Below are 20,000 nucleotides of genomic sequence, written 5' to 3'. Positions count from 1 at the left end.
CAAACACCACCAACCAACAAGGAGAGAGACATGGACAGACGTAAGTTTCTGACGAGTGCCGCTATCGGCACCGCCGCCGCGCCGCTGGCTACCCCGGCAATCGCGCAGGATATCCAACAATGGAAGATGGTCACGGCATGGCCCAAGAACCTGCCTGGCCCCGGTGTGGCCGCGCAGATGCTGGCCGACCGGATCACCACGCTGTCGGGCGGGCGGATCGAGGTGAAGCTGTTCGCCGCGGGTGAACTGGTGCCCGGGCGCGGCGTGTTCGATGCCGTCAGCGAAGGCACGGCTGAACTTTACCACGCGGTGCCGGCCTATTGGGGCTCGAAATCCAAGGGGATCCTTCTGTTCGGCTCGCAGCCTTTCGGATTACGTGCGGATGAGCAGGTGGGCTGGCTCTATCACGGCGGCGGGCAAGAGCTTTACGATGAGATGTACGGCCAGTTCGGCATCAAGCCGTTTCTGTGCGGCAACTCCGGCCCGCAATGGGGTGGCTGGTTCCGCAACGAGATCAACTCTGTCGAGGACCTGAAGGGGCTGAAGTTCCGCACCACGGGCCTTGCCTCCGAGATGTGCGCCAAGCTGGGCATGGCGGCCGAGGCCATGGGCGGGCCGGACATGTTCCAGGCGTTGCAGACCGGCGCATTGGACGCGGGCGAGTTCATCGGGCCCTGGACCGACAGCGCGCTGGGCTATCAGCAGGTGGCCAAGAACTATTACTGGCCCGGCGTGGGCGAGCCGTCCTCGGCCGAGGAATGCGGTGTGAATGCCGAGGTCTTCGGTGCGTTGCCCGACGACCTGAAAGAGGTCGTGTCGGTGGCGTGCGAAAGCCTCTACAACCCGGTCTGGACGGAATACACCACCAAGCACGCGGCTTCGCTGAAAAAGCTGGTCGAGGAAGACGGCGTGCAGGTCAAGAAATTCCCGCAGGAGGTGATCGACGCCATGGGCGAGGCGGCCAAGGAAGTGATCGACGAACTGCGTCAGGACAGCGACGAGTTGGTCAAGCGGATCACCGAAAGCTTTGTCGCCTATCGTGACAGCATCGGCGCGTACATGACCTATGCCGACAACGGCCAGATGAATGCCCGCGCCGAGGTGATGGGCTACTGAGAAAGCAGGCGCGCGGGGGCGGCCTCGCGCGCCATGAAAACAGGGGCAGGGAAGGCCGCGTCATGCTGGCACTTGCAGGGATCATCGACGTGATCAATCGCGGTGTCGCGCACGTGGTGCGCTGGTTCGCGCTGATTATGGTGCTGGTGCAGTTCGGCATCGTGATCGGGCGCTATGTCTTTGGCGTCAATTCGATCTGGGTGCAGGAAAGCGTGCTGTACCTACATGCCACTTTGTTCATGCTGGCCGCCGGCTATACGCTGCTGGTGGACAAGCATGTGCGGGTCGACATTTTTTATGCCAAGGCCGGCCCTGCCACGCGGCGGTGGATCGACATGGCCGGGCACCTGTTCCTGCTGTTGCCCGCCATGGTGGCGCTGATCTGGTGGTCCTGGCCATCGGTGCGCAATTCGTGGAAAATTCTTGAAGGGCCCATTTCCGTGGGAGGGATCGAGGCGGTGTTCCTGCTGAAATCGCTGATCCCGGTCTTCTGCGTTCTGGTGGCGTTGCAATCCATCGCGATCCTGCTGCGGCTTCTGGCCGGTGAGGAGCCGGCGTGACGGAATATCTTGATCTTCTGATGTTCGCGGCCCTCGTGGTGGCGATACTGTCGGGCTTTCCGGTGGCGTTCAGCATCGCCGGGATCGCGGTGCTGTTCGCCTATCTGGGCTGGGCCGTGGGGGCGATGGACATCTCTCTTTTGGGGGCGTTCGGGCAACGGGTGTTCGGGCTGATTTCGAACCAGGTGCTGATCGCGATACCGCTGTTCGTGCTGATGGGCGCATTGCTGGAGAAAAGCCGCATCGCCGAGGAGTTGCTGGACACGATGGGCCGCGCCTGCGGATCGTTGCGCGGCGGGCTGGGCATTTCCGTAATCCTGGTGGGGGCGCTGTTGGCGGCGTCGACCGGGATCGTGGGCGCGACGGTGGTGGCGATGGGGATGATTGCGCTGCCGACGATGCTGCGCTCGGGGTACAATCCGAGCGTGTCGGCCGGGATCGTCTGTACTGCGGGCACGCTGGGGCAGATCATTCCGCCGTCGACCCTGCTGATCATCCTCGCCGACGTGATGTCGAACGCCTATCAGCAGGCGCAGTACGAGCAGGGCAAGTTCTCGGTCGAGGCGCTATCCGTAGGCCAGTTCTTTGCCGCCGCATTGATCCCCGGTTTGGTGCTGGTGTCGCTCTATCTGATCTACGTGCTGGTGCGCGGCGCGTTGCGCCCGCAAGACATGCCGCCGGCGGACGCGACCATGTCCAAACCGAGCGGGCGCGAAGTGCTCGGGGCCATCGTGCCGCCCGTGCTTTTGATCTTTGCGGTGCTGGGCTCGATCCTGGGCGGGCTGGCGACGCCGACCGAAGCCGCCGCCGTGGGGGCGGTGGGCGCGCTTTTGATGTCAGGGGCGCGGCTGGGCCGGGCCCGGGGCCTGATCCTGATCGCCGCCGCCGCGCTGATCGTGCTGGCCATCGCGGCGGGGGTTTTCCCGGTGCGGCTTCAGCGGGGGGATCTTGGCGTCGTGTCTTACATTGCCGGCGGGGTCTACATCGCGCTGGCGGTGCTCGGGTTAATCGGCGTTCTGGCCGCGCTGCGTAATGTGCTGGCCGAGCGCGTGGCGCATGATGCGCTCACGTCCACCATGACCATGACGGCGATGATCTTTGCCACGATCCTGGCTGCCGGAATGTTCTCGCTCGTGTTCATCGGATTGGGCGGGGAGGAGCGTGTGGCCTATTGGCTGGCGAACCTGCCGGGCGGGGCGACCGGGGCGCTGATCGTGACGATGATCATCGTCTTCTTCATGGGCTTCTTCCTGGATTTCGTGGAAATCTCGGTGATCGTGCTGCCGCTCGTGACACCCTCGCTGATCCTGCTGGGGCATGATCCGATCTGGCTGGGAATCATCCTGGCGATCAACCTGCAAACCTCGTTCCTGACGCCGCCCTTCGGGTTTTCGCTGTTCTACCTGCGGGGGGCTGCACCGCCCGAGATCACGACCGGGCATATCTATCGCGGTGTCCTGCCTTTTATCGGATTGCAGGCCGTCGGCGTGGCCGTGGTATGGTTCTGGCCGTCGCTGGCGACATGGCTGCCGCGCGTGATGTTCTGAGGCGGACGCGCCCTAGAGGGCTACGATGTGATTGTCCCAGGCGCAGGTGTGCCGGTCGAGCGCGCGCCGTTCACCGGCGTGGATGCCGAACAGCCCGCCAAGCCCGTCACTGGCGAGGTATCCCGAACGGCGCGGCGCCAGCCCACAGATATCGGCCCGCGAGACGGCGCCGAGAAAGCCGCCCGTATCGGAAAATCGGTGCAGCCGGCCGCCGCGGGGCGAGGTGATGGCAAGCTCGCGCCCATCGCCGCCGAACGCGATGCTGCCGGCATAGCCCTGCATCGCCATTTCGTCGGCCAGCGGGGCGGTGGCTAGCGTGGCCTTTTGCCCGATGCGGTGCAGGCCGAGCAGGGGCGTGGCGCTGCCCGGGGCGCCTTCCCATTGCATGGCGAAACCCACGAGACCGTCTGAACGGACGGCAAGGTGCCGGATCGAGTTCTGGTGCAGGTCGGAGGGCAGCGTGACCTGCTGGAGCACCTCGCCTGCGAAGCTGAGATAGGTCAGGTTGGGTTGCATAGTGTCGAGGTTCAGCTTGGCGCGGTCGGCGGGATCGGTGGCAATGCCGCCATTGGCCACCGCCAGCGTGGCGCTGTCGGGCATGAGTCGCAGGTCATGCGGGCCGATGCCGCCAGTGGGAAAGCTGCCGATCCGCGTGTAGCCAGCATGCACGTCCCAGACGCCGACGTTGCCTTCGCTGGTCGTGCCGGTTTGCTCGCTGGTGAAGAGTGTCGCGCCGCCATCAGCAAAAACGCCGTGACCATTGAACTGCGCCCCATCGGGCGGAGTCAGACGGTGCATCACCGCACCTCGGGCGCAGTCGATCACCAGCGCAAAGGTGCCGGGACGGCGGGCAAATGCGACTGCCTCGGCCCGGTCGGGATGGCCCGCGCCAGCATGTCCGCGAGCGGGCAGGGGGATGCGAAAGGTGGCGCGGCCCTCGGTGTCGAGACCATAAAGCGCAAAGCTGTCATCGCGTTCCTTCGCGGCCGCGAGGAAGGCGGAATTGCCCGCCGCGGCCCAGCCCATATGCGGTGCGGTTCCGGCGGCCAGCAGGCTGGCCATAAAGGCGCGGCGGGTGGTCATCGGTCAGTCTCCGTCCTGCGCGTTGAAGCCCGGCGCGATGCCCAAGGGCACGCCTATTTCCGCGACGATGGCTCGGTGCAGATCGTCGATGGCCTGTTGCAGCACTTCGACCCGTAGGCGGCCTTGCGGTGTTTCCACGTCCTTGAAGGTCGGGTCCTGGATACCCTCGGCGACGCCTTGAACATGGGCATAGGCCGCGTCGGTCTTCGGCAGGCCGTGATCGGCGAGCGCATGGGCGAGGTCGTGCACGCCTTCGACGGATAAAAGTACGTTGCGCAGGGAACGGCCCGATCGGCGTGCTTCGGCCAGCGCGGGGCGGGGGCGGTCGAAACTTCCCATTGGAAGGCCCAGCCGTTTGCCGGCGGTAAATTCAAGCGACGACAAGATCTGGGTGAAGATGACTCGCTGCGCCTCGGCCGGGGTCAGATAGGCAGTGTTACCCTCCGCGCCCGCGCTGCGGAGCGTCTCGGCGAAGTCGTCGGACCAGTACGCGTGCAGGGCGTCGGCTTGCGTTGAAAGATCGGCGGCGATGGTGACGACAAGGCTGCAGGTGTAGCTGTCGGCGTCATAGTCCGAGAATTCGGGATCGTTGAGCAGCATGTCGAGCGTGAAGAGACCACGCGCGGCGATCGAGACATCTGCATAGGCGTCGGGATCGCCCGCGACGGGATCGGCCTCGGCGATGAGCCGGCTGAGAGTGCGCTGGGTGAAGCCGCGCGGATCGGGCCAGAAGCCGATGGAGAGCGCGCCGGTCTCGGACGGGCCGATCCGCAGGTCCGCCACGGGCATCCACGTGTCGAACGCATGTTGGTAAGTGGGCCGTAGCGCCTCGGGGCGGCAATCGTCTTTGGCTGCGTCGGCGAGTGTTTCCGAAGCGGCGGCGAAGCGCCCCAGCGCCGGCAGGATGTGGTGATCGAGCGCCGCATCCATATCGGCGAGGGCGGGCGCGGCCAACAGGCCCAAGCCGAGGACAAGAAGGGACAGGCGTTTCACAGGCTCTCCAGAAATCGGATCAGGGCCGCGCGGTCTTCGGGCGGCATTTGTACGACGCGGTCGCGGGCAGGCCGGGCTTCGCCGCCATGCCAAAGGACGGCTTCGAGCAGCGAGCGCGCGCGGCCATCATGCAGGAAGTTGCTTTGGCCCGAAACCGTTTCGGTCAGGCCTATGCCCCAGAGCGGCGCGGTGCGCCATTCGGTGCCGTTTGCACGGCCTTCGGGGCGATTGTCGGCAAGGCCCGGGCCCATGTCGTGCAACAAGAGGTCGGTATAGGGCCAGATTAGCTGAAAGCTGGCGGGGTTTTCGCCTTTCAGGCGGTGGGTGACGTGGTTGGGGCGGTGACACGAAGCGCAGCCGCTGTCGAAGAACACGCGACGCCCGTGCAGCACCTGGGGGTCGTCCACGTTGCGCCGTGCCGGCACGCCAAGCGTGCGGCTGTAGAACGCCACGAGGTCAAGGCCGGTCTGATCGATCTCGAGCCCGCCCTGTTCTGGGTCGCCGCCATGCAGCGCGGCGGTGCAGTCCGTCTGCGCGTCGGTGCAGTCGCCGGACCCGGCGCGGTGGATGGGGTTGGAAATACCGATATCCCCGGCAAAGGCGCTGGCGACCTGGTCCATCACAGTGGGATTGCCCGCCTTCAGTCCGAACCGACCCAGCATCGGCTGGTCGTGCACGTCGGACCATACGACCTGTGCGCGACCGGAAATGCCGTCCAGGTTGGTGTCGTCAGGATCGGCCCTGCGCAGGATATCCTGCGCCGGGATCGCCTCCAGCAGGCCCATGCCGATCATCTGCGGCGCTACGCGGGGACTGAGCATCGCGTCCTCGGCCAACGGGCCATAGCCCAGGTCGGCGGCGCGGTAGGTCGGCTGGCGCAACGATGCGGTCTGGCCGCCGGAGAGTGGAACCGTCACCTTGTCATAGGTGACCTCGAGGCGGTATTCAGGGGCGTGGCCCGGCAGGCTGAAATCCTGCAACTGCGTGCCGTAGGTGGGGTCGGGCGCGGTTGGATGCGTGCCTGAGATGAACGCCTCGAGCTCTTGCGGGGAGGCGGCAGAGACGGAGATGCGCAGGAACATCGACACCGCACTGTCGTCCGGGCCTTCGGGAGGATGGCCGCGCCCGTCCTTGAGGTGGCAGCGCTGGCATGAGCGTGCGTTGTAGAGTGGCCCGAGGCCGTCCGACGCGATGGTCGAGGCGGGCGGCGACACCCAGAAACGGCGAAAGAGACCGTTGCCGACGCGAAAGTCCAGCTCCTGCGCAAAGGTCAGGTTTTCGGCCGGTTGTGAGAATGCGTCGGGCGTGGTGCGGGCGCGGACAGTCTGTGCCCCGGCGGCGTTTTCCTCGAAGGCCCAGGGCGCAGAGAAATTCTGCGGCAGGGCGGTGACGTCGGCGATACGGGCGCGTTCGGCATCGGTGCGCGGCACGATATCAAGATGCACGTCGCGCAAACCTGCCCAGGGCGGTGCCGCCACCTCCCCGGCATGTGCGAGGTGCAAAGCGGTCAGGACAAACGCTGCCGCGAGGGACAGCCGGGTGATGGGGTTCAAGAGCATGGCGGTCAGCTGGTGCAAATCGGGCGGCGCCGTGCGCGCCGCCCGGCATTTGGTTGAAAGCTACTGAAAGACAGCGGACGGATTGTCGAGACTGTCGGAGCCTTCGATCGAGATACCGCCAAGTTCAAGCGCCGAGACGACGCGTTCGATCGACCGGGTCTGCGCGATCAGGCCGTCGACGCCGCCCATGATAAGCGCCTCGCCGCCCTCATCGCCGCGAGCAAGCATCTGGTCATAGGCAAACCCTGCCTCTGCCGCCGTCTTGATGCGACCAAGCGCCAGCACTGCATGCGAAAGACGGGTGCGCATTTCCTGGTCAAGCTCGGGATTTTCGGCGGCCACCAGATCGGAGACCGACGGACCGCTGACAGTGGCGCCGTCGGTGCGCACGTATTCGCCCAGATAGACGTTGCGGATGCCGACGCCGTTATAGAAGTGGTCGTTATGCGTGTTGTCGGCAAAGCAGGAATGCTCTTCCTCCGGGTCGTTGAGCATCAGGCCCAGGCGCATCCGTTCGCCCGCCGTCTCGCCATAACTGAGGCTGCCCATGCCGGTGAGGGTGCTGGACAGCCCCGCGGTTTCGTCCTGCATCAGAGCGGAGCGGGCAGCGCCGCCGTCGGCCCATTGCGCGGCCATCCATTCCAGGTCAGAGACCAGAAGATCGGTGGCCGCCGATAGATACTTGGCGCGGCGGTCGCAATTGCCGTGGGTGCAGTCCTCACCTGTCGCGTAGTCGGTCCAGGGGCGGTTGCCCGCGCCGGGCTCGTGCCCGTTGAGGTCCTGGCCCCAGAGCAGGAATTCGATGGCGTGGTAACCGGTGGCGACATTGGCCTCAATCCCGTCCGCTTCGTGCAGGTTGTTTTCAAGAAGCGCCGGCGTGATCTCGGAGGCGTCGATTTCAGTGCCCGACAGGGAGAAGGTGGGGTTGGCGATGACGTTGAGCGCGGCCAGCTGGTTGGCACCTGTGGGCCCGCCATATGCGCCATCGACATAGTCGATCAGCCCTTCGTCCAGCGGCCAGGCATTCACCTTACCTTCCCAGTCGTCGACGATGGCATTGCCGAAACGGAAGACTTCGCTTTGCTGATAGGGCACTCGGGCCTTCAGCCATGCGTCACGGGCCGCCTGCATGGTTTCGGCAGAGGGGCTGTCGATCAGGGCGATCACGGTCTCTTGCAGGGATTGGGCGGCGTTGAGGCTGTCGGTGTAGTTGGCCTGTGCAATATCGGCGTAGGTGTCGAGAACCTCTGTGGCGCTTTGGGCGTGGGCACCGCCGCCAAGGCAGAGCGCAAGGGTGGTCGTGGTCGACAGAAGTCGTGGCATGGGACGTGTCCTTCGATTGTCGTTGAGGCGATCCCGGCGGCAGGCGCCGGGAATCGGCTTTTCGACAGTAGTCTGACTGAAACTGTCGGGAATAACAATTCCCGATGTAAATGGTCAGATATATCATTCCGCTTGTAGGATTCCGCCCGGATGGCGGAACGCCACGATCCAGGCAGGTCACGAAATGATACGAAGGACCGCCCGAGACGCCGAAGCGTCGCGGCGCGACCGGTCTCAGCGCAGGTGGGCGCGCAGCATCCAGGCGAATTTCTCGTGCGTCTGACCGCGGGCGATGCACAAGTCTTCGGTCAGCGTGTCGCCATGCTTCGCGGCCAGTTCGCCTGCGCCGGCGATGGTTTCGGCGAGGGTTTCCTGGGCCTCTTTCAGCAGGCGGATCATTTCTTCGGCGGCGGGTGTGCCTTCGGCCTCGGGGACCTTGGAGCGTTTGATCATGCCGGCAAGCACACCTTCGGCGTGCCCGTCGAGCGCCTTGATCCGCTCGGCCAGGTCATCTTGGGCCACGAAGTGATCTTCGTAGATCGTCTGGAACAGATCGTGCAGCGGGCCGAAGGCCATGCCGGTGACGTTCCAGTGAAAGTTTTGCGCCAGCATCGTCGTGACGGTGGTTTCAGCGACGCATTGGTTGAGCGCCTCGGAAATCTGCGCGTTGGCGTCGGTCGAAAGAGATTGTGCCGTTTCGGTCATTCTCGCCTCCTGAGTTGTTTCGGGGAATTCGCTGGCTGGCTATTGGCTGGCTTGCAATCGCCAAGATAGTGCCGGTGCAGCCGCTCGGCAAGCTGATTTAGAATCTTTCTAAAACTGAGGAAAATTGTCAGCCACGTTACCCAAAAGAAAGACGAGATTGCGGTGTGCGTGTTTGGGAACACGGGAATGCAGCAGGAAGGTGCAACTGGCCGTGTCACCCGTCTGAAGGCTGCGGGCGAGAGCGAGCAGCCAGTCCTCGTCGAACGAGGTTTCGATTTCACCGGCGCGGAACAGGATCGGCCGGCGGCCGAGCGCCTGCGACAGGCAGCGCATCAGCACGTCCGACGCCGCTTGCGTGGCGATATCTCGGTTGACCGACAGCGAAGCGCAGGCGCCGAAAAGGTCGACATAGCTTTTGCATCGCGCGTCCCGCGCGACTTGGCGCAGGTGGTCGAGCAGAGGCGTGTGGCCTGTCTCGATCCGGTTGTCACGCAAACCGTCATAGTGTGGGAGGCGCAGTGCTGAGGTCATGAAGGGTCGATTATCCTAAGGTCTGGTCCTGTGTCTTTCGCGGTGTACGGCGTGGGGGGGGGATTCCGCCTCAGGCGGCCTTGCCGCCCTCGATCGCGGTGAGCGTCACTTTCTTCTTGCGGCATTTCTTGGCATAGGCCGCCTCCCAGTGCTTGTAGCGGCCCATCGTGGCCTGTTGCGCCACCAGAAGTTCGACGAAGGCTTCGCGCTGCTTGTCCTTTTTCAGCTGCTTGAACAGGCTTTTCTGAGCCTTTGTCATCGAGCAGCCGATGCAGTGGCCCTCGCGCTTGAACTTGCAGACGTCGATGCAGGGACTTGGAACTTTCGGCATGGGGCCTCGCGGCGGTGTGGCTGGGACTGGCTTGGGATTGGATCGGGGGTCACTTGGTCAGGATCAGGTTGCCGGCTTGGGTGATGCGCAGGGTATACAACTGGCCATCGAGCGCGATGTTGGCCGTGACACCGTTCGGAACCAGATCGCGGGCATCGTGAATGGCAATGCCGTCCGTGTCAGGCGCGGGGGATGAGGCGGGTTCAGATGTCGTCATTCAGCAACCTTTCCGGTGGCCTTGGCAGAACCGCGGGCGGTGTGCGACTGCGCGGAGCGGGGCCAGAAGAAACCCGACCTTTCGAGTCGGGATAAGGATATTGATACCTTATTCCGATTGTTTTGGTCAAGAAATGTTCGCGGCCGGGTCTGCACAGTCACGAGGGCATCATGCATCGTCGCCTTGATCGAGAAAACGAAGGCGGTTTCCGAACGGGTCGGTTACCTCCATCTGAAGGCCCCAAGGTAACGGCTCCAGGCCGGGGCGCATGTTCGGATTGTGCGGCAGGGTGGCGTGCCAGTCGCGCAGGTTGTCGACATGGACCATGGCGGTAGACCCGGGCGTGGCATCGCCGTGGTGCTCGGTCAGGTGCAGGTGGAAATCCCCTAGCCGCAGGAAGGCGTAGACCGCGGCGCCGGGGAACACGCGGACCTCGCCGGTCCAGTCGAAGCCCAGCCAGTCGACGTAGAACGCCCGCGCCCGGGCTTCGTCGAAGCTGCGAAACACGGGCGCGGTGCGTGTGATCTGCGGGGTCATGCCGGGGCGTTGGCGTCGATTTTCTGGATCGCGCGAAACCCTTCGAAACGCGGCGTGCCTTCGTGCAGCTTGCGGCTTTGGCCGGCACGGGCGTGGGAGGCGCGGAACTCCTCGCTGGTCGTCCAGGCGCGGAAATGCTCTTCGCTTTCCCAGACGGTATGTGAAGCGTAGAGCACGCGACCGTCTTCCTCGGGGCCCTTCAGCATGTGGAACGACACGAAGCCCGCCATGTCCTTGAGGCGGCTTTCGCGGCTCAGCCACAGGTCCTCGAACTCAGCGGCGTTTTCCAAGGGGACGGTGAAACGGTTCATGGCAAGATACATGTGGTGGGTCCTTACTGGTTGGTGAGCGAAGCACAGGGGTCGTCCCGCTCGGCCGGGGGCACCGTGCGGGTCTCGTCGAACGGCGTGTCGGTCCCGGCCTCGACAAAACCGATGGAGTGCGTGGTGACGTCCGGCTCCGCCCGGGCGATCATCGCGGGAATGCCCCAGTCGGTGCGGGCGTGGCCGTTTCCGGCGATCACGACGACGGGCGCGCCGTGGGTTTCGAGCGCGTCGAGGGCTGCGCGCGCGAACACCGCGTCACGGTAGCGTTGCACGGCGACCATCCCGGCCATCATGTCGCGCGGCATCGCCTCGCAATGGGCGGCGAACTGCATGTCTTCGCGAATGGTCTGCTGATCTTCGGGCAGGGGCGTGTCCAGGCCAAAACGCGCGGCGTCGGGGCCGAAGATTTTGGCGGCACCCTCGGTATAGACCGTACGCACGCTGTCGCGCGGAGCGGCGGCGCCGATGATCCGGGCGTCGCCCAAGGCGTCGAAGATGGGTGCGTAGAGGTCGAAGTCGCTCCAGCCGCTGGCCGTCCATGCCTCTTCGGCCAGCGCGCGGTCGGCATCGACGCGGGCGGCCTCTTCGGCGGTCAGCATCTCGAAGACGACCGCGCTGGGTTGCAATTCGGAAATCGCAGCGGCCTGGCCCAGATGGGCGTCGGGATTGTCATGCACCTCGCCCAGAATGACGATATCCGCAGGGGCTTGCGCCAGCGCGGGCGCCGCGAGGCAGAGAAAGACAATGGCAAGGCGCACAGGGTATCCTTTCAGGCAGAGGCCGCGTGCGGCAGTATATAGGGCACACCGGCGGGCGGTGGAGAGGAAACACGCAGTTCGCAGCCATAGGCCCGCGAGAGTGTGTCATCGGTCAGCACCTCGGCGGGCGTGCCGAAGGCCAGGCGCTGCCCTTCGGACAGGACAGCGACGCGGTCGGCGAAAAGTGCTGTCAGGTTCAGGTCGTGCATGACGGCGATCACGCCGCCGCCTGCACGGGCGAAGCTGCGAGCGAGTTCCATCACTTGCAATTGGTGCGCGATATCGAGGCTGCTGACAGGCTCGTCCAGCAACAGCCAGCGGGGGCGATCATGCTCGACCGGGCTCCAGACCTGGGCGAGCACGCGGGCCAGCATGACGCGCTGCGCCTCGCCGCCGGACAGCTCCTGAAAGGTGCGGTTGGCATGGTGGGCAAGGCCGACGCGGGACAAAGCCTGCATCGGAACCTCGGGGCGGTCGCCGGCGGAGCCCGATTGCAGGCCGAGGCGCACCACCTCGATCACCGTGAAGGGGAAGGCGAGGCGCGCCGCCTGTGGCAGGACTGCGCGTTCGGCGGCCAGTTCCCATGGTTTCATTGCCGCTATGTCGCGGCCGTTCAGGCGGACCGCGCCGGTATGGGGCAGGGAGGCCGTCATCGCCCCCAACAGGGTGGACTTGCCCGAGCCGTTTGGGCCGACGATGGCCGTGACCGCGCCGGCTTCGGCAGTGAGGGAAACCCCGCGCAGGGCCTCGCGGCTGCCATAGGAGACTCGGATGTTCTCGGCGGTGAAGCTCATAGGTCGGCAAGCCCCCGGCGTGTCAGCAGGATCCACAGAAAGACCGGCGCCCCGAGCACTGCCGTGACGATCCCGATGGGCAGTTCGGCCGGGGCGATCACGACCCGTGCTATGACGTCCGCGAGGATCAGCAGGATGGCGCCAAGCAGCGCGGAGTTCAGAAGCAGCGTGCGGTGGTCGGGGCCCGAGGCGAGCCGGAGGAGATGCGGTACCACGATGCCGACAAAGCCAATGCCGCCGGAGACGGCGACGGCGGCGCCGGTGGCCGCCGCGACGGCGAGGATCGCGATGGATTTCAGGCGCTGGACGCTGACGCCGATATGGGCCGCCGTCGCCTCGCCGAGGGCCAGCCCGTTCAGGCCGCGCCCCAGCGTCAGCGCGGCGGCGATGGCCAGCAGGATCATCGGCCCCGCCGTCAGCACCTTTGCCCAGCTGGCCCCGGCCAGAGAGCCGAGGCCCCAGAAGGTCAGGTCGCGTAATTGCGTGTCGTTGGCGATATAGACCAGGATGCCTGACACCGCCCCGGCCAGCGCCCCGAGCGCGATGCCCGCCAACAGCATCGTGGCCACAGACGTGTGCCCCTGGCGCGTGGCGACGCGGTAGAGCAGGAGAGTCGAACCCCATCCCCCGAGAAACGCGGCGAAGGGCGTCAACTGGTTGCCGGTGACGGTGCTGACCCACGGCGGAAGAAGACCGCCCAGCACGATAGCGAGGATGGCCCCCAGCCCGGCGCCGGCACCCACGCCGACGATACCGGGATCGGCCAACGGGTTGCGGAACAGCCCCTGCATCGCGGCTCCCGACACCGCGAGGGCCGCGCCGACAAGGCCGCCCATGGCGAGGCGCGGAAGGCGGATATCCCACAGCACGACGCGGTCCATCTGGGTCAGCGCCTCGCCCCGGGCCAGCTTGGCCGCGAGGTTCGAAAGAGTCACATCGGTCGCGCCGACCTGAAGGCTGGCGAGGGACACGAGGACCAGCGCCGCCGCCAGCGCCCAATGCATGGCGCGTGCGCGGGATGCGCGGTCACGTGGGGCGGCGTCGATATCGGTGACGGCGGCCATGGTCTAGCTGTCCGTGCCGTAAAGCGCAGCGTTGAGCTGGCGGATACCGGTCGCGGTGCGGGGGCCGAAGCCGAGCAGCAGAAGGCCGTCCATGCGCACCACTGCACGGTCCTGTGCCGCGGGGGTCATGCGGATCGCGGGCATGGCAAAGAGCGTGTCATCGTCGGCGGCATGATCGCCGGTGCGGTCCATCATCAGGATCACGTCGGGCGCGGCGGTGCCTATCGCCTCGTCGGTGATCTGCTTGTAGCCTTCGAATTCAGAGATCGCATTCACGCCGCCGGCCATGCGCATGATCGCGTCGGCGGCGGTGCCGGTGCCCGAAGCGTTGATCCGGCCGCCTTGGGTCGAGAGCACGAACAGCACGCGCTTCTTATCGGCCTCGGGTCGGCGGGCGTCCTCGATGGCCGCCTGCATCTCGGTCTCGACCTCGGCGGCGAGGGCATCGGCCCGCTCGGGCACGTCAAGCGCGTCGCCCACGATGTCGATCTTGCGCAGGATGCCGTCGGTGGTCAGGGCGTTGGGCACCTCGACGAACTCGACATCTGCGGCCCGGATCACGTCCAGCGCCTCGGGCGGGCCGGCGCCTTCGCCGGATATGATGAGGGATGGGCCAACCGACAGAACGCCCTCGGGCGAGAGCGCGCGCATATAGCCCACGTCGGGCAGGTCTTGGACGGAAGGCGGATAAGTTGAAGTCGTGTCGCGCGCCTTCAGCCGGTGCTCCTGTCCCAAGGCAGCGACGATCTCGGTCACCGCGCTGCCGATTGACAGAATCTCGGCATGTGGATTGGCAGGGGTCTCGGCCTGCTGCGCGCTGACGGCCAAGGCGACGAAGGCCCCGACCATCGAGGTGCAGATCGCGGCAATCGCGGCGCCCGTCGATTTGCTGCACATCATGCCAGCACCTCTTCAAGCGAAGGCAGATCCGCGACGATCCGGCCCCATTCAAGCCGCGAATCGCGTCCTTCCTTGCCCAGCCCGAAGGTCTGGAAAATCAGGCCGCCCTCGGCATCGAACGCCTCGACCGAGATGGCGGGGCCGCGTTGGGTGGGTTTCTCGACGGCCCAGACCTCGGCCACCTTGTCGCGCCGCAGGTGCAGGTTGAAGCCGGGGTCCATCACGTTCTGCCACGGCCCCATCGGGCGCAGGTTGCGGATCGGGCCGGAATGGATCTGGATGCAACCGCGGTTGCCGACGAAAAGCATGATCTCGATCCCGGCACCGCGCACGGCGTGCAGCATGGCGTCGACCGCAGTGGGGTCAAGCTGGCGCACGAAGGGCGCGCCCGCGATGCGGTAGGCGCCCAAGCGATTCATCTTCAGCTTCGAGCACAGGCGCAGGAACTGGTGCGTGTCGGTCAGGCGCGCCCATTCCTCGCGCAGGATGTCGAGCTTGTCGGGCCGTGATTTCGGCGCTTCGACGGGTTGGCGCGCGGTGACGGTCTGACCGTCGGCCTGGTTCTCGTGCGCGAGGTCTTTGAGGACACCCGCCCAAGCGTCATGATACGAGGCTTCGCGCAGGTGGATCTTGTGCACGGCGTCGCCGGCGGCGTCGAACACCTGGAGTGACCGGCGCGGGCCATCCTCGGTCAGGCTTTCCACGGCGTAGGCGTGCACCCAGTGCGACTGGAAAATCCGCAGGTCGATATCCTCGGTCAGGGTCATCGCGGCATGGTCGCCGGGATGGTAGTTGCCGTATTCGCCCACCTTCTCGTGCACGCAGGCCTCGACCCGGGTCAGGGCCATGACCTCGCCCAGCTTCTCGGCGGCGGGGATCACCCGGTCGGGATGCGCGGCAATTCGCACCGTGCCGCGGCCGACATGGGCGGCGACAAGCTGCGCCTCTGGAATCCCGAGCGCGTCGGCCTGATCGCGGGTGCGCATTTTGGGGTTATCGGCCTGGAAGGCACGTATGGATTCGGGGGTGGGGGCAGATCGCTCGCTCATTGGGCATCCTCGGATTGAAGCTGGGTCCGATGGCTTGGCTCGCGATGCTCTGGAGCGTGGCTGTCGATAAATTACTTGACTATTTTAGTCGGTTACGAGTAACGGTGCAACCCATCGCGATGAAATGCATCGCAAATCAACAAATCTACCGCGCCAGCCCTTCGCAAGCATCGGTGACAAACGTGCAACAAGGATGGCGTTTATGCTTACCACATTCATGCGTGGGACGACCGCGCTCGTCTGCCTGTCCCTGGCCGGAACGGCCATAGCGCAGGAAGAGCCCGGCTTTCTGGGGACCCTCGTCCTGACCCCCGGCAAAAGGGACCTGACATTCGGCACGGCGCTGCCCCGGACCGTTGTCGACGAAGAGGAGATCAAGGATCGGCAGGCCAGCACGGTCGCGCAGCTGATCGATTCGGTGCCCGGCGTGACGCTGGTGAACGGCACTACGCCGCAGGGGTCGGGGATCAATATCCGCGGGTTCGGTGCCAACACCACCTATGGCTCTGACCAGAAGATCGCGGTGCAGATCGACGGCGCCTCGGTCGGGTCGGAAGAGATCTATCGGCTGGGCACGCAGCTTTTCACCGATCCGCTGCTTTACAAGGAAGTCGAGGTGATCCGGGGAACGATCGGCAGTTTTGCCTATGGCTCGGGCATCGTGGGGGGCGTGGTGAAGCTGGAGACCAAGGACGCGTCGGACTTTACCGGCGGGGTGCCCGGCTTTGGCGGGTCGCAGACGCTGGAGTTCAGCTCGAATGGACATGGCTTCACCAGTTCGACGAACCTTGCGTGGATGCCGGTCGAGGGGGCCGAGTTCCTGTTGAACTATACCTGGCGCGACCAGGGCACGCTGGAGGCCGGGGACGGCACGAAGATCGGCAACAGTTCTTTCGAGACGCCGTCCTTCCTGGCCAAGGCCCGATTCACCTTTGGCGACGACGATGCGCATTCGCTGATGTTCAGCCATTCAAGGACCGAGGCCGACGACAAGGACGTGCCCTATGACCAGTTCCAGACGACGGCGGGCAGCTTTGGCCGGGTTGACCGCGTCACCGACACGAAACAGACGACCGTCGAATATCGCTTCAACCCTGTCAACGACCTGATCGACCTGCGGGCGAACCTGTCCTATGCCGACCAGAAGATCGACACGACCTATATCGACGGAAGCTCGCCCTTTCAGGGCGGACAGCCGGTAGCGGTCTTCTGCGCCAATCCGTTCTTCGGCGTTATCTGTGCCGACAACCGTTACGAGACGACGAAGCTGACCCTTTCGAACCGGGCGCTGTTTACGACCGGACAGGTCGAGCATGACATGCTGGCCGGGATCGAAGGCATTCACAAGAAGCGCCTTGATGCGGCCGCGGCACCGGGCGGTACGGATGACCGCTTTGCCGCCTTCGTGGTGAACGAGATGACGATCGGCCAGGTGACGGTAACGCCGGCGCTGCGCTATGAAAGCTCGCGGATCGAAAGCTCGGTGCCGTTGGCCGGGGTGCCCGACAGCTACAGCAACGATGCGCTGATGGGGGGGCTGGCGCTGGCCTATGATTTCGGCAACGGGGTCTCGGTGTTCGGCAGTGCGGCTTATACCGAAAGCCTGCCGCTGATCGATGATCTTGATTCCACGCGCACGTCGCAGCGCCGGCTGGCCATGACGGAAAAGTCGCACACGTTAGAGATCGGTGCCGACTATACCGGCACCGATGTCTTCGCGGAAGGCGATTCGTTCACCGTGCGCGGCAACCTTTACCAGACGAAACTGTGGGATATCACCACCTATACCGTGGCCGGGGCAACGGGGACCGACCTTGACGGCGTGACGACCGAGGGGCTTGAGCTTGAGGCGTCCTATGGCACGGCGGGCGGTTTCTATGTCGATTTCGCAGGGCATGTCGGCGAGGGGCGGGAATACAACCCCGACGGCACCTCGGATACCTGGCGCAACAGTGCGGCGGATCGCCTGCAACTGACGGTGGGCCAGCGGGTGGGTGACGACCTCGACTTGAGCTGGGAGGTAGTGCATGCCGCCGACCGGTTCGACGCGCTGGGCGCGGATCTGGGCGACACGACGGTGCATAATCTGCGCGCCACCTGGAGACCCGAGACAAACTGGCTGGAAGACACCGAGGTGCGGTTCGGGATCGAGAACGCGTTCGACAAGAATTATGTTGGGCATCTGTCCTCGCCCACGCGAAAGGCGCCAGGAAGAACGTTCAGGGTTTCTTTGACGCAGGCGTTCTAACCGGGAAGAACCCCGCGCCGCCGCCGGATGTCGAGGCGCTGCATGCGGCGGCAGGCCAGGTGGCATTTCCCAGAGAGTGAACTTTTGCGTCACTTGTTCGAGACAACGGTGGCGCGATGCATCGAGTAAGATCTGGTGAGCGGCAATCCGGTAATTGCCGAGATTGGCCACCCGATGGGAGCACGCCACCATGCCGAGACGCTACCCGAGTACAAAAGTGTGCAGTGTAGATTGAGGGTTCCGCAAAGCAGACATGTGAAGGATCGGACTCAACTGCCACCTTGGTGTTCAGTCCCGGCATCTGGTGGATCGGAATTAGGATGAATCGTTCTGGCTCTGATGTCGAGATTTTGCAGATGTAACTATAGGGTGTGAGGCCGCTCAAGGTCTTCAGGCGACGTGCAGAGTTGTACGCATCGAGAAAGTCGGCGAAGTGTCTGCGAAGCTGATTGTGGCTATCGTAGTGATACCTTTTGACCGTCGCGTCCTTGATCGTACGGTTCATCCGTTCGACTTGACCGTTTGTCCACGGATGGTTGGGTTTGGTCAGGCGATGCTCGATGCCAGTGGCTTCGCAGATCAGATCAAACCGCATCTTGCGAAACGTAATGCTGCCACGGTTGCGTGGCTGCTCTGCGAACTGGATTCCATTAATGCTTCCGTCCATGCCAACGAAAGTATCACACCATCAAACCGTGGCATCAAACACCTAAACCCCTGCCGTTGCTACCTTCAGACCCCGCTCATTCGTCGCAGTTCGCCTGTCTTTGCGCGGGGCAGGGTGGCAGATCATCCTTCTTATGCGTATTGTGTAAGCTGCGGGTACGTTCCAGATGTCGGCGGCCCCGAGGAGATGTTTAAATGCGCTTGAACGCAGCCACACAGGCCGCGCGCTTATCTTGTGCGCCCATGATGGACTGGACGCCATTTCAAAAAAGCCCCTTATTTATATAGGAATTTCTGTCGGCGTATTTGCTCTGTAGCACCAATGTAGCACTGCGGCCGGACCTCATCATCCAAGTCTGAAGATTGTAGCAGGCAAGTGAACTCTGTCCAGCAGTTCGGTCCCCTGCGGGCACTCCTTGCCGCGAGAACGATAGGGCGCGCTACGACCCCCGACACAAGGCGCCAGCGCCATTCAACGGAGGATCTCACGCTGAACCGGCACACAACTGCGTGAGATTGTTCAGCGGAAATTTCCGGGCAAATCAGAACGACCCCCTCTTCCTCTTGCGGTCGATCAGCGCCGCTAATGGAGGAAAAGTCCAAAATGAACACTTTCATGATGCTTATGGTCGCCTACAACGGTAAGCCAGACCTTGACGTGAAAACCGTCGCCGTCAACCACTTCAACCTAACTGAGGGCAAGTTCCTCAAGAAGGTGGAGAACCAGGAGATTGACCTGCCTGTCATCCGTCTTGAAGACGCCTCTCAGAAGGCGCGGCGGATCATCATGCTTACGGATCTCGCCGGTTTTTTGGACAAAAAGGCCGACGAGGCGCGACGGGCGATGGGTCGCTGAGGGGCGGGGGGCTGCTTCGCGTCGGCGCAAGTCACAGCGGGTCGACCGCCTTGGTGGAGGCCTTTTCGAAACAAAAGGGTGCGATCGAAGACCGAGAGTTGGCTGACCGCGCATCAGCGCATAGGCCTGTGGAGCCGCTCCCGCCCATAGGCCACGCCGGTCTCTCGAAGCTCGGCAATCGTCGGGGCCTTCCAGCACCAGCTGCGTTTCTTCTTGTTGAAGTTGATGACGGCCCAGCCTGACACGATACGCCGCACTCGATCGGTTATGCGCAGAGAGAGAAGTCCGAAAAAGGATATGAGAGCAAGACCTGCCGCGCGAAAGCGCGGCAGATTTTCTCTTCTGACAACAGGCACCAATAGGAGCTGCCACTGTACGCTGTTTTTCCAAGCCTTACTCACGGCCCAGAGCTGCCATCAGCCGTGGTCGTCAGCGCCGCGCCGCAGATTCACCAGACCGGCCATTCGTCCACCTTGCAGCATCTTCGAATGGCGAATGTTGGCAGTGCGGGTCTGCGCCATGCGCACAACAAGTATCCAAGGACCACGAAGATCAGGCCGAAGCCCATTCCGGCAACAAATCTTAGGGATACTCTCGCCGTAATGCGGAAGACGAAGGAGATGTGCCACAGGCAACCTGCGGCCAGTATGAGTAGGCTGGCCGAGGCGCATACCGCGGCCTGCCGGCGTGCGATCAGCAGTTCTCCACCCACCGCCGTTCGGTGACCGCCCAGAGCGTAGTGCCAGATCACTCCGAAAAGCCAGGTCCCGGCTGCGCCTTGGTGCGAACAGGATCTTGTTCACGTCCATGTTCCCGCGGCGGGACATCCGGAAAGCT

The 20,000-nt window shown here is 64.2% G+C and carries 20 protein-coding genes and 1 pseudogene; 5 read left to right on the top strand and 16 right to left on the bottom strand.

The window, feature by feature from the left end; all coding sequences use genetic code 11:
* The first annotated feature begins 30 nt into the window (after positions 1-30).
* From FIU86_RS12160 to FIU86_RS12150, 3 genes are all read left to right on the top strand, one after another.
* Positions 31-1,116 carry a TRAP transporter substrate-binding protein gene (locus FIU86_RS12160; RefSeq protein ID WP_152475325.1) on the top strand — a complete coding sequence of 362 codons (1,086 nt, stop codon included), beginning with the start codon at positions 31-33 and terminating at the stop codon, positions 1,114-1,116.
* Between the two features lie 62 nt (positions 1,117-1,178).
* A complete protein-coding gene (locus tag FIU86_RS12155; RefSeq protein WP_152475324.1) occupies positions 1,179-1,676 on the top strand; it encodes a TRAP transporter small permease subunit in 498 nt (165 codons plus the stop codon).
* The gene (locus FIU86_RS12150; protein ID WP_172977493.1) at positions 1,673-3,223 is read left to right on the top strand and encodes a TRAP transporter large permease subunit; all 1,551 of its coding nucleotides are present in this window, start codon (positions 1,673-1,675) and stop codon (positions 3,221-3,223) included. Before FIU86_RS12155 ends, FIU86_RS12150 begins: the two co-directional genes overlap by 4 nt.
* A gap of 12 nt (positions 3,224-3,235) precedes the next feature.
* Here FIU86_RS12150 and FIU86_RS12145 read toward each other — a convergent pair whose 3' ends face one another.
* The 15 genes from FIU86_RS12145 to FIU86_RS12075 form a co-directional block, all read right to left on the bottom strand.
* Complete coding sequence (locus FIU86_RS12145; RefSeq protein WP_152475323.1) at positions 3,236-4,306, bottom strand: DUF1513 domain-containing protein; 1,071 nt, start codon at positions 4,304-4,306, stop codon at positions 3,236-3,238.
* A 3-nt stretch (positions 4,307-4,309) separates the two neighbouring features.
* Complete coding sequence (locus tag FIU86_RS12140; RefSeq protein ID WP_152475322.1) at positions 4,310-5,299, bottom strand: imelysin family protein; 990 nt, start codon at positions 5,297-5,299, stop codon at positions 4,310-4,312.
* A complete protein-coding gene (locus tag FIU86_RS12135) occupies positions 5,296-6,858 on the bottom strand; it encodes a di-heme oxidoredictase family protein (protein ID WP_152477129.1) in 1,563 nt (520 codons plus the stop codon). The genes FIU86_RS12140 and FIU86_RS12135 overlap by 4 nt, the downstream gene beginning before the upstream one ends.
* Positions 6,859-6,918: 60 nt before the next feature.
* Positions 6,919-8,181: an imelysin family protein gene (locus tag FIU86_RS12130; RefSeq protein ID WP_152475321.1), complete on the bottom strand. Its 1,263-nt coding sequence runs from the start codon at positions 8,179-8,181 to the stop codon at positions 6,919-6,921.
* A 234-nt stretch (positions 8,182-8,415) separates the two neighbouring features.
* A complete protein-coding gene (locus FIU86_RS12125; RefSeq protein WP_152475320.1) occupies positions 8,416-8,886 on the bottom strand; it encodes a Dps family protein in 471 nt (156 codons plus the stop codon).
* Between the two features lie 108 nt (positions 8,887-8,994).
* Positions 8,995-9,417, bottom strand: a complete 423-nt coding sequence (locus FIU86_RS12120) for a hypothetical protein (RefSeq protein WP_152475319.1) — start codon at positions 9,415-9,417, stop codon at positions 8,995-8,997.
* A gap of 70 nt (positions 9,418-9,487) precedes the next feature.
* Positions 9,488-9,748: a DUF1289 domain-containing protein gene (locus FIU86_RS12115; protein WP_152475318.1), complete on the bottom strand. Its 261-nt coding sequence runs from the start codon at positions 9,746-9,748 to the stop codon at positions 9,488-9,490.
* Positions 9,749-9,797: 49 nt separating this feature from the next.
* Entirely contained in the window at positions 9,798-9,965 is a 168-nt protein-coding gene (gene hemP / locus FIU86_RS12110; protein ID WP_152475317.1) for a hemin uptake protein HemP, read from the bottom strand.
* Between the two features lie 168 nt (positions 9,966-10,133).
* Complete coding sequence (locus FIU86_RS12105) at positions 10,134-10,502, bottom strand: glyoxalase superfamily protein (protein ID WP_152475316.1); 369 nt, start codon at positions 10,500-10,502, stop codon at positions 10,134-10,136.
* On the bottom strand, positions 10,499-10,825 hold the full coding sequence (locus FIU86_RS12100; protein ID WP_152475315.1) for an antibiotic biosynthesis monooxygenase: 327 nt from the start codon (positions 10,823-10,825) through the stop codon (positions 10,499-10,501). Before FIU86_RS12100 ends, FIU86_RS12105 begins: the two co-directional genes overlap by 4 nt.
* Positions 10,826-10,836: 11 nt before the next feature.
* Positions 10,837-11,586, bottom strand: coding sequence for a ChaN family lipoprotein (locus FIU86_RS12095; protein ID WP_254703822.1), 750 nt, complete (start codon positions 11,584-11,586; stop codon positions 10,837-10,839).
* An 11-nt stretch (positions 11,587-11,597) separates the two neighbouring features.
* Entirely contained in the window at positions 11,598-12,380 is a 783-nt protein-coding gene (locus tag FIU86_RS12090) for a heme ABC transporter ATP-binding protein (RefSeq protein ID WP_152475313.1), read from the bottom strand.
* Complete coding sequence (locus FIU86_RS12085; RefSeq protein ID WP_152475312.1) at positions 12,377-13,444, bottom strand: iron ABC transporter permease; 1,068 nt, start codon at positions 13,442-13,444, stop codon at positions 12,377-12,379. Before FIU86_RS12085 ends, FIU86_RS12090 begins: the two co-directional genes overlap by 4 nt.
* 3 nt (positions 13,445-13,447) lie before the next feature.
* Complete coding sequence (locus tag FIU86_RS12080; RefSeq protein WP_254704015.1) at positions 13,448-14,341, bottom strand: hemin ABC transporter substrate-binding protein; 894 nt, start codon at positions 14,339-14,341, stop codon at positions 13,448-13,450.
* Positions 14,341-15,393, bottom strand: coding sequence for a hemin-degrading factor (locus FIU86_RS12075; RefSeq protein ID WP_152475311.1), 1,053 nt, complete (start codon positions 15,391-15,393; stop codon positions 14,341-14,343). Before FIU86_RS12075 ends, FIU86_RS12080 begins: the two co-directional genes overlap by 1 nt.
* 202 nt (positions 15,394-15,595) lie before the next feature.
* Here FIU86_RS12075 and FIU86_RS12070 point away from each other — a divergent pair, with 202 nt between their 5' ends.
* On the top strand, positions 15,596-17,641 hold the full coding sequence (locus FIU86_RS12070; protein WP_152475310.1) for a TonB-dependent receptor: 2,046 nt from the start codon (positions 15,596-15,598) through the stop codon (positions 17,639-17,641).
* Between the two features lie 286 nt (positions 17,642-17,927).
* On the opposite strand, the pseudogene FIU86_RS22575 reads toward FIU86_RS12070, so the two are convergent.
* Positions 17,928-18,203 (bottom strand): annotated as a pseudogene (locus FIU86_RS22575) (integrase core domain-containing protein); the annotation flags it as partial.
* Positions 18,204-18,911: 708 nt separating this feature from the next.
* On the opposite strand from FIU86_RS22575, the gene FIU86_RS12060 reads away from it, so the two are divergent.
* Positions 18,912-19,163, top strand: a complete 252-nt coding sequence (locus tag FIU86_RS12060; RefSeq protein WP_152475308.1) for a pyocin activator PrtN family protein — start codon at positions 18,912-18,914, stop codon at positions 19,161-19,163.
* Positions 19,164-20,000: the final 837 nt, after the last annotated feature.

The organism is Roseovarius sp. THAF9 (assembly GCF_009363715.1).
Classification (GTDB): domain Bacteria; phylum Pseudomonadota; class Alphaproteobacteria; order Rhodobacterales; family Rhodobacteraceae; genus Roseovarius.
This window is presented reverse-complemented; position numbering and strand designations above follow the sequence as displayed.

Coding starts and splice junctions, on each gene's coding strand:
- FIU86_RS12160 (WP_152475325.1), top strand. CDS start 31: ATGGACAGACGTAAGTTTCTGACGAGTGCCGCTATCGGCACCGCCGCC.
- FIU86_RS12155 (WP_152475324.1), top strand. CDS start 1,179: ATGCTGGCACTTGCAGGGATCATCGACGTGATCAATCGCGGTGTCGCG.
- FIU86_RS12145 (WP_152475323.1), bottom strand. CDS start 4,306: ATGACCACCCGCCGCGCCTTTATGGCCAGCCTGCTGGCCGCCGGAACC.
- FIU86_RS12135 (WP_152477129.1), bottom strand. CDS start 6,858: ATGCTCTTGAACCCCATCACCCGGCTGTCCCTCGCGGCAGCGTTTGTC.
- FIU86_RS12130 (WP_152475321.1), bottom strand. CDS start 8,181: ATGCCACGACTTCTGTCGACCACGACCACCCTTGCGCTCTGCCTTGGC.
- FIU86_RS12125 (WP_152475320.1), bottom strand. CDS start 8,886: ATGACCGAAACGGCACAATCTCTTTCGACCGACGCCAACGCGCAGATT.
- FIU86_RS12120 (WP_152475319.1), bottom strand. CDS start 9,417: ATGACCTCAGCACTGCGCCTCCCACACTATGACGGTTTGCGTGACAAC.
- FIU86_RS12115 (WP_152475318.1), bottom strand. CDS start 9,748: ATGCCGAAAGTTCCAAGTCCCTGCATCGACGTCTGCAAGTTCAAGCGC.
- hemP (WP_152475317.1), bottom strand. CDS start 9,965: ATGACGACATCTGAACCCGCCTCATCCCCCGCGCCTGACACGGACGGC.
- FIU86_RS12105 (WP_152475316.1), bottom strand. CDS start 10,502: ATGACCCCGCAGATCACACGCACCGCGCCCGTGTTTCGCAGCTTCGAC.
- FIU86_RS12100 (WP_152475315.1), bottom strand. CDS start 10,825: ATGTATCTTGCCATGAACCGTTTCACCGTCCCCTTGGAAAACGCCGCT.
- FIU86_RS12090 (WP_152475313.1), bottom strand. CDS start 12,380: ATGAGCTTCACCGCCGAGAACATCCGAGTCTCCTATGGCAGCCGCGAG.
- FIU86_RS12085 (WP_152475312.1), bottom strand. CDS start 13,444: ATGGCCGCCGTCACCGATATCGACGCCGCCCCACGTGACCGCGCATCC.
- FIU86_RS12080 (WP_254704015.1), bottom strand. CDS start 14,341: ATGTGCAGCAAATCGACGGGCGCCGCGATTGCCGCGATCTGCACCTCG.
- FIU86_RS12075 (WP_152475311.1), bottom strand. CDS start 15,393: ATGAGCGAGCGATCTGCCCCCACCCCCGAATCCATACGTGCCTTCCAG.
- FIU86_RS12070 (WP_152475310.1), top strand. CDS start 15,596: ATGCTTACCACATTCATGCGTGGGACGACCGCGCTCGTCTGCCTGTCC.
- FIU86_RS12060 (WP_152475308.1), top strand. CDS start 18,912: ATGAACACTTTCATGATGCTTATGGTCGCCTACAACGGTAAGCCAGAC.